General features: G+C 70.7%; 13 protein-coding genes and 1 tRNA gene. 6 read left to right on the top strand and 8 right to left on the bottom strand.

Annotated features, from left to right (window positions below; translation table 11 throughout):
* Window positions 1-387: 387 nt before the first annotated feature.
* The gene (locus tag ACZ7P3_RS03320; RefSeq protein ID WP_472078664.1) at window positions 388-1,497 is read right to left on the bottom strand and encodes an FAD-dependent monooxygenase; all 1,110 of its coding nucleotides are present in this window, start codon (window positions 1,495-1,497) and stop codon (window positions 388-390) included.
* Between the two features lie 140 nt (window positions 1,498-1,637).
* On the opposite strand from ACZ7P3_RS03320, the gene ACZ7P3_RS03315 reads away from it, so the two are divergent.
* Both ACZ7P3_RS03315 and ACZ7P3_RS03310 read left to right on the top strand, forming a co-directional pair.
* A complete protein-coding gene (locus ACZ7P3_RS03315; RefSeq protein WP_472078663.1) occupies window positions 1,638-2,603 on the top strand; it encodes a TetR/AcrR family transcriptional regulator C-terminal domain-containing protein in 966 nt (321 codons plus the stop codon).
* Between the two features lie 136 nt (window positions 2,604-2,739).
* Window positions 2,740-3,384: a LysE family translocator gene (locus tag ACZ7P3_RS03310; RefSeq protein WP_472078661.1), complete on the top strand. Its 645-nt coding sequence runs from the start codon at window positions 2,740-2,742 to the stop codon at window positions 3,382-3,384.
* A 245-nt stretch (window positions 3,385-3,629) separates the two neighbouring features.
* On the opposite strand, the gene ACZ7P3_RS03305 is transcribed toward ACZ7P3_RS03310, so the two are convergent.
* The 3 genes from ACZ7P3_RS03305 to ACZ7P3_RS03295 form a co-directional block, all read right to left on the bottom strand.
* Entirely contained in the window at window positions 3,630-4,070 is a 441-nt protein-coding gene (locus ACZ7P3_RS03305; protein ID WP_472078660.1) for a VOC family protein, read from the bottom strand.
* 378 nt (window positions 4,071-4,448) lie between these two features.
* On the bottom strand, window positions 4,449-4,802 hold the full coding sequence (locus ACZ7P3_RS03300) for a hypothetical protein (RefSeq protein ID WP_472078815.1): 354 nt from the start codon (window positions 4,800-4,802) through the stop codon (window positions 4,449-4,451).
* Window positions 4,803-4,988: 186 nt separating this feature from the next.
* A complete protein-coding gene (locus ACZ7P3_RS03295) occupies window positions 4,989-5,207 on the bottom strand; it encodes a hypothetical protein (RefSeq protein WP_472078659.1) in 219 nt (72 codons plus the stop codon).
* 677 nt (window positions 5,208-5,884) lie between these two features.
* Here ACZ7P3_RS03295 and ACZ7P3_RS03290 point away from each other — a divergent pair.
* Window positions 5,885-6,382, top strand: coding sequence for a hypothetical protein (locus ACZ7P3_RS03290; RefSeq protein WP_472078658.1), 498 nt, complete (start codon window positions 5,885-5,887; stop codon window positions 6,380-6,382).
* A gap of 338 nt (window positions 6,383-6,720) precedes the next feature.
* Here ACZ7P3_RS03290 and ACZ7P3_RS03285 read toward each other — a convergent pair.
* A tRNA-Ser gene (locus tag ACZ7P3_RS03285) sits at window positions 6,721-6,807 on the bottom strand.
* A gap of 250 nt (window positions 6,808-7,057) precedes the next feature.
* Complete coding sequence (locus ACZ7P3_RS03280; protein ID WP_472078657.1) at window positions 7,058-8,566, bottom strand: S1C family serine protease; 1,509 nt, start codon at window positions 8,564-8,566, stop codon at window positions 7,058-7,060.
* A gap of 317 nt (window positions 8,567-8,883) precedes the next feature.
* Here ACZ7P3_RS03280 and ACZ7P3_RS03275 point away from each other — a divergent pair, with 317 nt between their 5' ends.
* From ACZ7P3_RS03275 to ACZ7P3_RS03265, 3 genes are all read left to right on the top strand, one after another.
* Window positions 8,884-9,711, top strand: a complete 828-nt coding sequence (locus ACZ7P3_RS03275) for a glycerophosphodiester phosphodiesterase (RefSeq protein WP_472078656.1) — start codon at window positions 8,884-8,886, stop codon at window positions 9,709-9,711.
* A 216-nt stretch (window positions 9,712-9,927) separates the two neighbouring features.
* Complete coding sequence (locus ACZ7P3_RS03270; protein ID WP_472078655.1) at window positions 9,928-10,566, top strand: ATP-binding protein; 639 nt, start codon at window positions 9,928-9,930, stop codon at window positions 10,564-10,566.
* Between the two features lie 398 nt (window positions 10,567-10,964).
* The gene (locus ACZ7P3_RS03265; protein ID WP_472078654.1) at window positions 10,965-11,927 is read left to right on the top strand and encodes a DUF5926 family protein; all 963 of its coding nucleotides are present in this window, start codon (window positions 10,965-10,967) and stop codon (window positions 11,925-11,927) included.
* A gap of 243 nt (window positions 11,928-12,170) precedes the next feature.
* Here the strand turns inward: ACZ7P3_RS03265 and ACZ7P3_RS03260 are convergent, their stop codons facing one another.
* On the bottom strand, window positions 12,171-12,782 hold the full coding sequence (locus ACZ7P3_RS03260) for a hypothetical protein (RefSeq protein WP_472078653.1): 612 nt from the start codon (window positions 12,780-12,782) through the stop codon (window positions 12,171-12,173).
* Between the two features lie 55 nt (window positions 12,783-12,837).
* Window positions 12,838-13,503 (bottom strand): bifunctional DNA primase/polymerase, encoded by a 666-nt coding sequence (locus tag ACZ7P3_RS03255; protein ID WP_472078652.1) that lies wholly within the window; start codon window positions 13,501-13,503, stop codon window positions 12,838-12,840.
* Between the last annotated feature and the right edge of the window lie 397 nt (window positions 13,504-13,900).

The raw sequence follows: 13,900 nt of genomic DNA, 5'->3' as shown, positions 1-13,900 counted from the left end.
GCACCTCCTGGTGACGGGCCGTCGGTGGGCTCGGGCTCGCCCCAGCCTTCGGGACCCGCCGCATCGCGTTCGCGCACGGCGCGCCATGTGCGCCCGTTCGGCGCACGCACGGTCAGCCGGGCGGGCGGCCGTTGTCGTTGCTGCTGCCGCTGCCGTTACTGCTGCCGTTGCCGCTGCCGTTGCTGCCGCCGTCGCCATCGCTGCTGCCGTTGCCGTTGGCGTGGCTGCCGCGCTGTGGGGTGCGGGCGGTCGGCCGCCGGACGTTCGGCCGCCAGGCTGTCGGCCGCCAGGCTGTCGGCCGCCGGCAGAGGCCGAAGGCTCATTGCCCGGACCGGCCCATTGCCCGGACCGGCCCATTACGTGGACGGGTCCGTTGCCCGGACCTCGTCACGCGTCCAGCGAAAGCGCGGTCTTGGCGTGTTCGACGGACTCCTCGGACGCGGGCCCGCCCGGATTCTCCGTGGCCAGGGCCTGGTTGAGGTCGACGAAGGGGCGCATCCGCCGCTCGTAGGAGGAGTACGCGCTCTGGTGATCGCCGTCCGCCCGGGCGAGGCAGTCGGCCAGTACGTGTGCGCCCGCCAGGGCCACGCTGGTGCCCTGCCCCGAGAGCGGGGAGGGGCAGTGGCCGGCGTCTCCGAGCAGCGTCACCCTGCCCCGTGACCACTGGGGCATCCGGATCTGAGCCATGGCGTCGCAGTAGAAGTCCGGTGCGGTGCGGGCGGCCTCGGCCAGGCGGGTCCCTTCCCACCTCAGGGAGGCGAGCTTGCCGGCGACGAGTTCCCGGAGCGCACCGTTGCCGCGAAGACCGTCGCCGAGGGGCCCGGACCGGAAGCCGAAGACGATCCTGAGCTCGGTGTTGTCGCGTACGGGCATGATGCCGACGCCCGCGTCACCGTCCCGCAGCCAGGTCTGCCAGTGGTCCAGTGCCAGGAAGTTGTCCGCGCCGAACACCGCCAGACAGCTGCCGAGGTGATGGGTGAAGCGGTCCTCGGGGCCGAAGACCAGGCGCCGGACGGTGGAATGCAGGCCGTCGGCTCCGATCACGAGGTCGAACCTGCGCGGCGCCGCGTGCAGGAAGTCGACGTGCACGCCGGTCCCGTCCTCGTCGAGTGCGGTGACGCTGTCGCCGAAGAGGTAGTGGACGTCCGCGCGCGTGTGTTCGTACACCATCCGCACCAGGTCCTCGCGCAGCAACTCGATGTCGTCGCTGTCGAGTCGGCCGCTGCTGAAGGTCGCCTCCGTCGAGCGCTCGATCTCCCGGCCGTCGGGGTCGAGGATCGACATGCCCCGCATCCGGGTGCGGACGTGGCGTGCCCGTTCCAGCAGGCCCATCCGTTCGAGGACGTCGAGCGCGACGCCGCGCACGTCCACGGCCTGGCCGCCGGGGCGTGGGCCGGCGGCGCGTTCGACGACGGTGACCTCGAAGCCACGGCGGTGCAGCAAGGAGGCGAGCACAGGCCCGGCGATGCCGCCGCCGGAGATGAGAACGGTCTGCATGGGAACCCCTTCGGTACGCTGTACGCGCACTGAACGTACGCCGTACGCCCACCCCCTTCAACCGGCCCGAAAAGCGGACTGTACTAGGGCAGTTCCCATCCGTCCGGCGTCCTCGCTGCTAACCTCTGCACTAGTACAGGATGGGAAGGGAGCAGGGTGTGACGGAGCCCACGGACGAGGCGGGGCGGCCGCCCTATCTGCGCATCGTCGCCGCGATCCGCCGGCGCATCCTCGACGGCGAACTCGCCCCCGGGGACCGGGTTCCCTCCACCCGCCGGATCGCCGCGGAATGGAATGTCGCGCTCGCCACCGCCACCAAGGCCCTGACCACCCTGCGCCTCGAAGGTCTCGTCGAAACCCGCCCCCGGGCCGGGACCGTCGTCGCCGGAACCGTTCCCGCCATGCCGCCCCGCAAGCCCCCGTCACCTGCCCCGGGCCCCGAGCAGGAGCTGACGCTCGACCGGATCGTCCGCACGGCCATCGCCCTCGCCGATGCCGAAGGACTGTCCGCGCTCTCCATGCGCGGCGTCGCGGCCCGGCTCGGCGTCGCCGCCATGTCGCCCTACCGGTACGTCCCCGGCAAGGACGCCCTCGTCCTGCTCATGGCCGACGCCGCACTCGGTGAGGAGGGTTATCCGAGCGATCCGCCGGAGGGGTGGCGCCCGCGCCTGGAACTGAGCGCCCGGACCCTGTGGACGCTGTACCGCAGGCACCCGTGGCTGGCCCAGCTCGGCTCACTCACCCGCCCGTTGCTCGTCCCCAGCCTGATGGTCCACGCCGAATGGGCGCTGAGCGCCCTCGACGGCCACGGCCTCGATCCCGTCACGCTGTTCGACATCCACGTACTGATCTACAGCCATGTCCAGGGCCTGGCGGTGCACCTGGAGCGGGAGGCGCACGCGGAAGCCGCCACCGGTCAGTCGGAGGACCAGTGGATGGACAGCCGGGCCCCCGCCCTGCGCGAACTGGTGGAATCCGGCCGCTTCCCCACCTTCGCCAAGGTGGTCGGGGCCTTCGACGAGGGCTACGACCTGCGCCTCGACGCCCTCTTCGAACTCGGCCTCAAGGCCGTTCTCGACGGCCTGACCGACCTCGTCGAGGGCTGACCGACCTCGACGGGGCCACACCGGAGGCGTCATGGTTCCGCGCTCCCGGCGAAGATCCGCCGGACAGACCCTGGAGCGGACGGTGGGCCATCTGTTTGTATTTCTCCCGGGGCAGCGTTCCAGGAGGTGACGGCACATGGTGTCTGCCGGAAGCATTCTCGCGTTCGCGGCGATGGCGCTGGTGGTGATTGTGATTCCGGGTCCGAGCGTGCTGTTCGTGATCGGCAGAGCCCTCGCGCACGGCCGCCGCACGGCGCTCGCGACGATCGTCGGCAACATGATCGGCGCCTACCTCCTGGTGACCGCCGTGGCGTGGGGCCTCGGCTCACTGGTGGAAACCTCGGCGGTCGTGTTCACGGGCGTGAAGCTGGCCGGAGCGGCCTACCTCGTCCTCCTCGGCGTGCAGGCGTTCCGGCACCGCAAGGAGATGCGCGCGGCGGACATGAAGGCCCCGGCAGCTGAGCGACGCGGCAACCTGCGCACCGTCCTGGACGGTGTTCTCGTGGGCGCCACCAACCCGAAGGGCATCGTCTTCTTCGCCGCGGTGCTGCCGCAGTTCGTGGACCACTCGGCGGGCCGTGTGCCCCTCCAGATGATGGTGCTGGGCCTGGTCCCGGTCACCATCGGCCTGATCACGGACACCCTGTGGGGCCTCGGTGCCTCGGCGGCCCGTTCCTGGTTCGCGCGTTCGGACCGCCGACTGTCGATGGTCGGCGGGGCGGGCGGCCTCGCGATGATCGGCCTGGGCGTGACGGTGGCGGCGACGGGCCGCGCCGACTGAGAACCGCCCCGGCAGAAGCGGCTCCTCTCAGTGAGAGACAGCCCTTCCGAGCTGCAAGGCCGGGCCATGGGGGCACAGGGATTGGCGCTCCGCAGGCCAACGACGCTTTGGATCAACGACAGGGCCGGATGGCCTGATTTGCGAAGCCGGACGGAAGCCAAGAGACGGACCTCGGAGAGAGGTGGCCCGCGCCCTCTGAAGTCGTTCATCGGCGTGGCGGTGCTGCGTGCTGCGGTTCCTCCTTCTCAGCGCAGTTGCTCGGCCAGTCCGACGATGATGCCCTCGGGGCCGCGGATGTAGCAGAGCAGATAGCTGTCCTCGAACCGTGCGATCGCGCCGAGGAGTTCGGCGCCGTGAGGGCGCAGGCGGGCGACGGTGTCCTCGATGTCGTCGACGGCGAACATGACGCGGTGCGTGCCCAGAATGTTGTGCGGCCGGTTGCGCGGCCCGGCGCTGATCACCGCGGGGCTGCGGTACTTCGCCAGCTCCAGCCGGCTGTGACCGTCCGGGGTCCGGACCATCGCGATGTCACAGCGGACGCCGTCGAGTCCGGTGCACTGGTCGGCGAAGAGGCCCTCGACCTCCCCCCTGCCCTCCAGCTCCATACCGAGTTCCACGAAGAACGCGATGGCGGCATCCATGTCCTCGACGACGATCCCGACGTTGTCCATCCGCTGAATCGCCATGCTGGTTTCTCCTTCTTCCTCGTGCGGCCGGTGATGGCCGGTGATGTCCCCGGGACGGAGCCGGTGGCACGTTCTCGACATCCCCGGACCGCCGGACTCCGAAAAATCCGGATCGCGCCTCGGGCGGGAATCATCCGGATGCACCAACCCACCACCGGCACGATGGGAATGGCTCCCCGAAGACCCACACCGTGGTTGCTGCGCTGCGCGAGGGACGGATCAGAACAAGCATGCTCAAGCGCTCGGCCTGCGAGACGGGGCCGGCCGAGCGATCACCCACAACCTGACCGCGCCGGCCATGAAGCCTCACGAGCAGAAGCCGCTCCAGTACTCCGTGCTGCTTCGGCAGGTCGGCCTCGGAGTCGCTCCACCTCGCTCCTAAAGCGGTGTTTGCTCGACCCACCGCTGGAAGCGGGCGCAGGCCACCAGTGCGCTGCCGTCTTCGGTGAAGTAGAACAGGAAGGTCCATGTCTTATCGGCAGAGTCGATCAGCCCTCCGCGCACCGGCCGGCGATGCTCGCGCAGGAGCCGCACCATTCGTTCCAGCCCGAGAGGTTCGACCCCGTGCTGCCGCATGCGCCGAAGTCGGCGTGCAAAGACCCCGGCATGCTGCTCTGCGGGGTGCGCCGTACTCCACGCGCTGTAGGTGGCGCCGCCGCGGAGGGCGGCCAGAGCAGCCACGGACGCCTCGTCGTCACCGGCCAACAGCTTCTCCAGCACCTGCCGTTCCATGGTCACCCCCACCGGGATCCTGCGGTACAGCAGCCGGGCACCGCAACCCGGCGATCGCCCGCGTCCGGCAGCGTCCCTCCGGGGCCTGGTAGCGGCCGTCACCGGCCGGTCCGGACAGAGCTACGGGTCAGAAGATGCAGAAGATGACGGCCTCAGCGCGATACACCCGGCGCATCACCCAGGGCGTCACGTCTCCGGGCCCCAGTGCTCCGGCCCCACTCCGCGCCAGTCGATCCACGCCGCCCCCGCCACCTCTGCCGGGTCGATCTCCAGCCCGGCCCGGCGGAGGAACTCGGCGACGTCGGCCACGCTGTGGGCCAGGCCGAGGATCTCGCCGTCCACACGTACGCGTCGGCCACCCGTGGGCGACGGCGGATGCACGATCACTCGAATCGGTCCGGACATGCCTTCAGGATCATCCGGGACATGCGGCCCCGCATTCCAGCGGGTCATCGACGAAGCCGCTCAGACGCCGACGCAACTCGGTACGGCCGGCCCGCTCGGCAAGCTCCCAGCAGGTGGCACCCCGCTCCTGCTGCGCCCGGGCAAGTCCGTCACAGCCCCGGCGATCAAGCCCCGCGACCGCCTGATTTTCAAGCCGTGCCCCTGACCTCCGGGGCCGATCACACGGTTGCGGACTGCTGGGGCTGCCGATGGGTGTGCGTTGCTGTTGGCGTACGCCAACAGTGTCGCGCGACTGGGTGCGTTGCCCCCGACGGGGGCTCCGGCAAAGTCGGCTGTCACGCTCGCCGTAGCACTCGCAGCGATCCCAAGGATCTCTGCGATGCTGCGAACAGGGCTGCGATGAGGACGGGGCGCTCGCTCTGTACTGGTGGCATCACCACCGCTGAGCCGCCCCTCGTGCCCGGCGCTGCGCGCAGCTGCTGCATAGCACCGGGCACGCGCCGGTCAATGCTCGATTCAACTACAGGTGCAATTCGGCTTACCGTCGGACCACCTTCCCGAGATGCGCCGAAATTGCCACAGTGAGATTCTGATGGTAAGAGGTCTGCATCGAAGCCCCTTGTTGGCGCCGAGGTGCCCGTCAATTGAGCAGGGCCTTGATTCGCGCGAGGTTCCCAATGAAGCTTGCACATGCCATGGCGGCCGCAGTTCTGTTGACCCCCATCCCGTTCGCAGGCATGACGCAGCCCGCTGCAGCCCTCGAAGAGACGCACATCATGGTCTTCAAAGGGCGGCTGAGCGTGCTCTCCTGCTGCGGCGCCGACGGTTGGGGGGAAGCGCATTTCCCGTTCCGGATCCAAAGAGACATGACGCACAGCAGGACAAATGCTGCATTCTCGATCCGGAAGTGTGCAGACGAGCAGGCCAGAGGCGAGTTGCGCTTCAATGCGCGACTCAGGAGCGACAACACAGTTACTGTGCAGGTGACGCTACTCCTGTATGAAGGGACGTCCTGCGTCACCACCGACAAAGACGGCGAGGCCTTTACTGCACCCACGGTGGTTCCCACCCGCGGCGGCCCGCTTACCTGGGAAATGTCCGTCAAGAATAAGGAGTTCCTCTCACCAGATACCGCGTACGCAAAGTTCACGGTCACTCATAGCGTCTGGCCATGATCTTTGAGGGTCGCGAAGGCAGGAGCGGCGCCCGCGGCGGAGCCTGTACATGGACCGATGGCCTGCGCGAACCCGACATCGTGGCGTCGGGCGTCGCGGAGGCCACCTTGGCAATGTGGCAGGCGACGGTCCAGTCAGGCTGGTGCTCGGGAGCATCGTGCAGTTGCTCAAGCACCTCGGGTGTGCCCAGGGACGAATCCCTGAGGTCGTTCGACCGGCTCATGACTGCAGCCGATGCCTCCGCGAGTTCTGCGGGAAGCCCGGCAGACAAGCTGCATGCGAAAGGGTGCCCCTCAGCGAGAGACACCCCTTCTGACCTGCAAGGCTCATGGCCTGTGCGGAGGCGGTGGGATTTGAACCCACGGTGACATCGCTGCCACGACGGTTTTCAAGACCGTTCCCTTCGGCCGCTCGGGCACGCCTCCCCGCTCCCGCCGGAGACCGGCGGCGCGGGTACAGATTACCGGCCCGCCGCCGGGTCGTGGCGGAGTGGCCGTCAGGAGACCCGCCGACGGTGTCCGTCCGGGCCCCCGCGCAGACCCGCGGCGGCCCAACTTCCACGCCCGCAGGGGCCGGTGGGCAGCGCGGGACCGCAGGAGTCGACAGGACCGCGAGGGCCCATGAGGAAGGGGGCGCCTCCCCGAGAGGCGCCCCCTTTCCGTGTCTGCCGGTGGGTCAGCTGTCGCCCGCCCGCGCCGCCAGCGTGAGGTCGACCGTGTGCTCCTGGCCGCCCCGCTGGTAGGTGATCGTGACCTTGTCGCCGGGCTTGTGGGTCCAGATCTCGCCGATCAGGGTCGGTCCGCTGTCGATCACGTTGTCGTCGAGCTTGGTGATGACGTCGCCGGGCTTGAGGCCGGCCTTGTCGGCCGGGCCGCCCGACTCGATGGCGGCGGAGCCGCTCGCACCCTGGTCGGTGATCTTCGCGCCGTTGGTGGAATCCTCCAGGGAGACGGACGCGCCGATCTTGGCGTACACCGGCTTGCCGGTCTTGATCAGCTGCTGGGCGACGTACTTGGCCTGGTTGATCGGGATCGCGAAACCGAGGCCGATCGAACCGGACTGGCCCGAGCCGAATCCGCCGCTGGTGCTGGACTGGATCGCCGAGTTGATGCCGATGACCGCGCCCGAGGAGCTCAGCAGCGGACCGCCCGAGTTGCCGGGGTTGATGGACGCGTCGGTCTGCAGGGCGCTCATGTAGGACGCCTTGCTGCTGGCGCTGCCGTCGCTGGAGGCCACCGGGCGGTTCTTGGCGCTGATGATGCCCGTGGTGACCGTGTTGGACAGGCCGAAGGGGGCGCCGATGGCGATCGTCTCGTCGCCGACGGCCACCTTGTCGGAGTCGCCGAGGGCGAGCGGCTTGAGGTCGGAGGGGGCGTTCTTGAGCTTGATGACCGCCACGTCGTAGCCCTGGGCGTGGCCGACGATCTCGGCGTCGTACTTCTTCCCGTTCGGGAAGGTGGCGGTGAGCTTGCCGCCGTCCACCGCGTCCGCCACCACGTGGTTGTTGGTGACGATGTGGCCCTGGGTGTCGAAGACGAATCCGGTGCCGGTGCCGCCCTCGCCGTTGTTGCTCTCTGCCTCGATGGTGACCGTGCTGGGCAGCGCCTTGGCGGCCACGTTGGCGATCGTGCCGGGGGCGCGCTTGACCTGCGCGGCACTGCCGTCGGAGGCGGAGACGGTGGTGGAGCCGCTGCTGTCGTTGTCCTTGGCCAGGGTGTAGCCGAGGCCGCCGCCCAGGCCGCCGGCGACCAGCGCGGCCACCAGGACCGCCGCGACCAGCCCGCCGCGACCGCTGCGGGGCTTGGGAGCGGGCTGCTGGTACGAAGCACCCCAGCCGACGCCCGCGGCGCCCATGCCGCCGTCGCCGTAGGAGGGCGTGGCCGGGTGCGGAGCCGGCCAGGAGCCGTCGGGCGCGGGGCCGGCCGGGGGCTGGTGTCCCTCGGGGGCGGGGCCGGTGGGGCCGGCGGGGGGCTGGTATCCGTCGGAGGGGCCCTGCTGGGCCTGTGCGGCAGGCGCCGTGCCCGGCTCGGGCGCACCCGGAGTACCGGGGGGCACGGGCGGGAGCGGAGCCGTCGGTGCGTTCCCGTCGGGCGCGGGGCCCGGGGAAGCAGCGGGAGATGCCACCGGCACGGGAGGTGCGGACGGCGCCGGGGGTACCGCGTTGCCCTCGTTCTCGGTGCTCACAGCTCTTCTCCTCGATCCACGGCTGTTGTCAGTAGGTTGCACTCGGTCGCGTCCGGTCGCATTCGGTCACGCGCGTTCGCGCTGCCGATGGTCCGGCGCGAAGCGGCTGTGCATGGTCCAGTGTCGCGCTTGTATGCAGTCAGCTTTTCCCACGGGCCGTCAGAGCACCATAAGCGGTGGCTGTGGGTCCAGGGCCATTCTTTATATAGGATCTTTTAGGCAAAAGTTATATAAACCGGCAGGAGCTATGCCCTCGTTCGCCGCACGGACGCATCGGCGCCGCCCGGCGCACCCCGCGGCGATGGGACCATGACGCGGTGACCCACGCACCACAGCACCAGATCCAGGTCGTCGCCCACCGGGGGGCCTCCGAGGACGCACCCGAACACACGCTGGCCGCCTACCGGAAGGCCATCGAGGACGGGGCGGACGCCCTGGAGTGCGACGTAAGACTGACCGCCGACGGTCATCTGGTCTGCGTCCACGACCGGCGGGTGAACCGTACCTCCAACGGCCGCGGGGCCGTCTCCGCCCTGGAACTGGCCGAGCTCGCCACCTTGGACTTCGGCTCCTGGAAGACGCGAGAGGCCTGGCGCGGACGCGACGAGGAGCCCGACTGGGAACACCGGCCCGAGGACCTCGAGGAGACCTCCGTCCTCACCCTGGAGCGGCTGCTGGAACTGGTCGCGGACGCCGGGCGGCGGGTGGAACTGGCCATCGAGACCAAGCACCCCACGCGCTGGGCGGGGCAGGTCGAGGAGCGGCTGCTGCTCCTGCTGAAACGGTTCGGGCTGGACGCCCCGGCCTCCGACGCCGCCTCGCCGGTACGGATCATGAGCTTCTCGGCGCGCTCGCTGCACCGCGTGCGTGCCGCGGCGCCGACACTGCCGACGGTCTACCTGGTGCAGTTCCTCTCGCCCCGGCTCCGCGACGGGCGGCTGCCCGCGGGGGTGCGGATCGCGGGTCCCTCGGTCCGCATCGTGCGCAACCACCCCGGCTACGTGGAGCGGCTGAAACGCGCCGGCCACCAGGTCCACGTCTGGACCGTGAACGAGCCCGAGGACGTGGACCTCTGTGTCGAGCTGGGCGTCGACGCCCTCATCACCAACCGCCCGCGCGAGGTGCTGCGACAGCTGGGCCGCTGATCACGGAGGCCGGGCCGGCAGATCCGCCGGGTCCGCGCGGCCATCGCGCGGGAGCGGACCACAAGAGCCGCGTAAGGACCGGTCCGCACCCCTTGACCCGGCCGCCGGGCTCCAGCATCCTCCCTTCTCGGCCACACCATTGAAATCCAGCCACACGACGACAGGCCCGTCACAGGGAGTGCTCCGGCGCGTTCGGTCCGTGTTCGGTTGTTGCGAATGCGTCACCGGAAGGGGATTGGCCGGTTTCCGGTACAGGCCAATGGGGCATCCACACCGTGGCGTGGGGCAAAGGAGGTCTCGGGGGTGGCGTTGGTGGTGGCACAGGAGGTGCCCACGTCGTCGAGCATGGCCGTACCCCATGGCCCTGCGGGCGTGGGAAAGGCCAGGCACAGGATGCGGTCGCAGCTGCGCAGCGGCGGCGTATCGGAACCGGTCATCGACGACGCCGTACTGATCCTTTCCGAGCTCTTGAGCAACGCCTGCAAACACGGGCGGCCCCTGGGCGACGCTCTGGCCGGGGACGGCGACGTGCGTGCGGCCTGGCGGGTGGACACGCGCGGGCGGCTCATCGTGGAAGTGACGGACGGCGGCGGCCCGACCCGCCCGGCTCCGGCGACCCCGTCGGTCACCGCACACGGCGGCCGCGGACTGAACATCATCACGGCCCTCGCCGACGACTGGGGCGTCCGCGACGACACCCACGGCGAGGTCACGGTCTGGGTCGTGGTCCACGAGGACGTGCACGATCCGGATGCCGGGTGTCACCGCGGCGGTTTCGCTACGCGCGTCACTTCCTCCACGGTTCCGGCCATGGCCGAGCTGGACTTCGCGGACGCGTTCGAAGACCTGGACTGAGCCCCACGGGAGGCGAGGGCCGCCACGATCCCTGCCGCCCGCAGCCCTGCGGGAGGACCAGAGACGCCGCGACACCTGCCGCCCACAGCATCGCGGAAGGCCAGAGCCGCCACGATCCCTGGCGACCACAGCCCCGCCGGTGGCGAGGGCCGTCACGGCCGCCCGCAGCCCCGCGGGAGGCCAGAGGCACCGCGACACCTGCCGCCCACCAGCCCCGCCGGAGGCGAGGGCCGCCACGGTCCGGGCCGGGCCGGGCCGCCGATGGGCACGGAAGCGGTCCGCAGGTTCACACCGTCGGCCTCGGCCACGCGTCCGTTGTCCACAGGTTCCCGTCGCTCGCGGCGCGAACGGCTAGGCTCCCGCCGTACGAGACAAGCCGTAACCGGGAGACACCCACGATGGCCAAGAAGCGCCCCCAGACGAAGGCCAAGCCGCAGATCACGGACGGAGAGATCCCGGTTGTCGGCGCCCGCGAGCCCTGCCCCTGCGGCAGCGGCCGGCGCTACAAGGCATGCCACGGCCGAGCCGCCGCCCACGCCGTGACCGAACTGGTGCGCCGCCCGTTCGAGGGACTGCCGGGCGAGGGCGACTGGGTCGCGCTGCGCGAGCTGGTGCCGGCCGCGACGGCCGAGCTGCCCCTCAAGGACGGCCTGCCCGAGGGCGTCCCGTCGGTCACGCTCGCCACGGTGCTGCCGATGGCCTGGCCCGCCCTGCGCCGCGACGACGGCTCGGTGCTGCTCGGCCTGCAGAACGACACGCCCTCCGGCGACATCAGCCGGGACCTCGCCGACACCCTCCAGCGCGCGCTCGCGGCCGAGCCCGGCACGCCGGTGGAGGGCCGCCGCGCTCCTGCCGACGGTCCGCGGCTGCAGGACCTCCTCGACCCCGAGGGCGCCTTCGAGCCGGTGGTGCACAGCGGCTTCGAGTTCTGGGTGCCGGACGCGGAGAACGCCACCCCGGAGGTGGCCGCGTCGCTGGAGCGGGCCAACGCCGCCGCCATCCCGACCGTGAAGCTGTCCGGCGTGGACGCCGCGTACTGGTGCGAGACCCCGGAGAAGAACCACCTGCGCTGGGTCATGCCGCACCCCGAGGAGCAGCTTCTGGACGCACTCGCCCGGCTGCACGCGGCGGGCCGCTCCAGCCTCGGCGAGGGCACCCGGCTGGTGGGTTCCTTCCGTGCTCACGGCCTCACAGTGCCGGTCTGGGACCTGCCGAGCGGCGTCACGGCCGAGGACGTGGAGAAGCCGGCCGCCGAGTTCGCCGAGCGGCTCGCCACCGCTCTCGCCGCCGAGGAGCCGCTCACGGCCGAGGAACGCCGGGCGCGCGGCGGACTGACCAACCGGCAGGTCACGCTCAGCTGAGTCGCGCTCGCACACACATCACGGCTGACCGACCGTTCAGCCGTGATGACCACACCGGAACGGGTGACTCCTGTCACAACTCCCCGTCTCCGCAGGGAAATCGGTGTCCGAATAGCCGAGATCGAATTTGCGAACCGCCGATCTCTTGTTACCGTTCCAGTAGCCCGGTTGCTGGTGCATCCCCCGTCGCCAGCAACCGGGCCTTTTCATGTCCGCGTCCGGTGCGCACCGCCCGGCGGAGCGTCAACTCCCCTTTGGATCCTCGGAGTTGCTGGCCGAGCGCAGCAGCAGCGGCCCGTCGGCGCCGCGCGCGGCGAACTCGGTGACGGCCGTGTAGCCGTCCAGCGCGCCCCGGGTGTGCTCACGGGGCGTCTCGCAGGTGGCGGGCTCGTCGTCGGCGCCTACCGGACAGCGCGTCTGCACGGTCCGGCCGCCCGGCCCCATCAGGCTCAGCACGGAGTCCACGGCCGCACCGGTGGCGTTGCGGTAGTAGGTGCGCGCCCAGGTGTCCGCGCCCTGGGTCAGCACACAGGTCTGTGCCTCGATCCCGTCCGGGGAGGAGAGTTCGGGCCCGCAGCGGGCGGCGGTGGCCAGGCCCAGCCCGAGCAGCAGCGGAGAGCGGGAGGGGTCGGCGGAGGGCAGTTTCGCGTCGTCGGGGGAGGCGGTGACGGCGGTACGGCCGCCGTGGTCCGCAGGTCCCGGCACATCACCCACCTGTCCCGCGGACGCCACGGCCAGCGGCAGCGCCACCGCGGCCGCGACGACGCCCACCAGGGCAAGCAGACGGAGCCTGCGGGGGTCCGGCCCGCCGCGGTGCGACGAACGAGTGCCGTGACCCCCAGAAATGCGCAGCATGTAGCGGAAGATAACGACCGCAGACAGGCAAACCGCCCGGCCGCGCCCGAGATCCCTACAACTCGGGCGCGCTCACACCCGTACGAGTGAGGGCATGGACCACGGCGTCCACCACGGCCTCCACATCGGGCACCCAGGGCGAGGCCGAGCCCGGCAGCGGCGCGCGCTCCCAGCGGACGGCGCCCTGGCCGGTCTCGGACGGGGGCAGGGCGAGATAGCCGCCCTCGCCGTGGAAGCGCAGCGAGCCGGGCACGAAGTCCTGGGCGTAGAGCAGTTCACCCAGTTGCTCCATGGTGTACGGCCTGACCAGCACCGCCCACCGGGTCGGTGCGGCGATCACCGGGCCGAGGCGCATGCCCCGCCGGTCGAGCAGGTCGAGAGCGCGGGCGGCGGCGGGCGCCGGCAGGCTGACCGCGCAGGGCGCCGGGCCACCGGTGGCGAGGACGATGGGCGCGCCCGGCCGGTTGGTCCACCACCAGCGCACCATGCGCGCGTCCGTGGTGGCCGCGAGCAGGCCGGGGTCGAAGGGGTGCGCACCGGGGACCGTGCACTCCGGGTCGGGGCAGCCGCAGCGGGCCCGGCCCTGCGGGTCCGGGGCCACGCCCGGGAGTACGGGCCACTGCCATTCCGTCGCGAAGGTCAGGGCCGCGCTGATCAGCTCAGGCCGCCCGCCGTTCCGCCTGGACAGGAGCCTGCGTCGCCTTCCGAGGATCTCGCGCATCAGCGCTCGTTCCTTTCCGTTGCACCGCTGGCAACACCGTGGACCACATCACACCATGTGTCGATCACTTCACTGTGCGTACCTGTTGGCGCATCACACCCCTGCGCACGGCAGAGGGAACCCCAGGGGGTCGAGCATTGGCCGCGTCCGCGTCCATGGCGCGTCCATCAAAAGCACGGTTGCGGCGCGGGGGTGGCGAAGTATGGCGTTTTGCCGTCGCACGTATTTCTCTCCGCCTCCGCCGCGGGAGGATGGGGCTCGGTCGTCGGTGGCTATGACGCCCGGGTCCGTCGCCAGGTTCCGGGTGGCCCCCAACCACCCCTGGCCTTCTCCGAGTACGTACCCATCACGACCGCTGTGACGCTCTGTGGAGCAAGGCCAGTCGACCGCAATGAAC

Source organism: Streptomyces sp. NPDC107581, assembly GCF_055657175.1.
This window is presented reverse-complemented; position numbering and strand designations above follow the sequence as displayed.

Coding starts and splice junctions, on each gene's coding strand:
- ACZ7P3_RS03320 (WP_472078664.1), bottom strand. CDS start 1,497: ATGCAGACCGTTCTCATCTCCGGCGGCGGCATCGCCGGGCCTGTGCTC.
- ACZ7P3_RS03315 (WP_472078663.1), top strand. CDS start 1,638: ATGGGAAGGGAGCAGGGTGTGACGGAGCCCACGGACGAGGCGGGGCGG.
- ACZ7P3_RS03260 (WP_472078653.1), bottom strand. CDS start 12,782: ATGCTGCGCATTTCTGGGGGTCACGGCACTCGTTCGTCGCACCGCGGC.
- ACZ7P3_RS03300 (WP_472078815.1), bottom strand. CDS start 4,802: ATGGAACGGCAGGTGCTGGAGAAGCTGTTGGCCGGTGACGACGAGGCG.
- ACZ7P3_RS03270 (WP_472078655.1), top strand. CDS start 9,928: ATGCGTCACCGGAAGGGGATTGGCCGGTTTCCGGTACAGGCCAATGGG.
- ACZ7P3_RS03255 (WP_472078652.1), bottom strand. CDS start 13,503: ATGCGCGAGATCCTCGGAAGGCGACGCAGGCTCCTGTCCAGGCGGAAC.
- ACZ7P3_RS03305 (WP_472078660.1), bottom strand. CDS start 4,070: ATGGCGATTCAGCGGATGGACAACGTCGGGATCGTCGTCGAGGACATG.
- ACZ7P3_RS03265 (WP_472078654.1), top strand. CDS start 10,965: ATGGCCAAGAAGCGCCCCCAGACGAAGGCCAAGCCGCAGATCACGGAC.
- ACZ7P3_RS03295 (WP_472078659.1), bottom strand. CDS start 5,207: ATGTCCGGACCGATTCGAGTGATCGTGCATCCGCCGTCGCCCACGGGT.
- ACZ7P3_RS03310 (WP_472078661.1), top strand. CDS start 2,740: ATGGTGTCTGCCGGAAGCATTCTCGCGTTCGCGGCGATGGCGCTGGTG.
- ACZ7P3_RS03290 (WP_472078658.1), top strand. CDS start 5,885: ATGAAGCTTGCACATGCCATGGCGGCCGCAGTTCTGTTGACCCCCATC.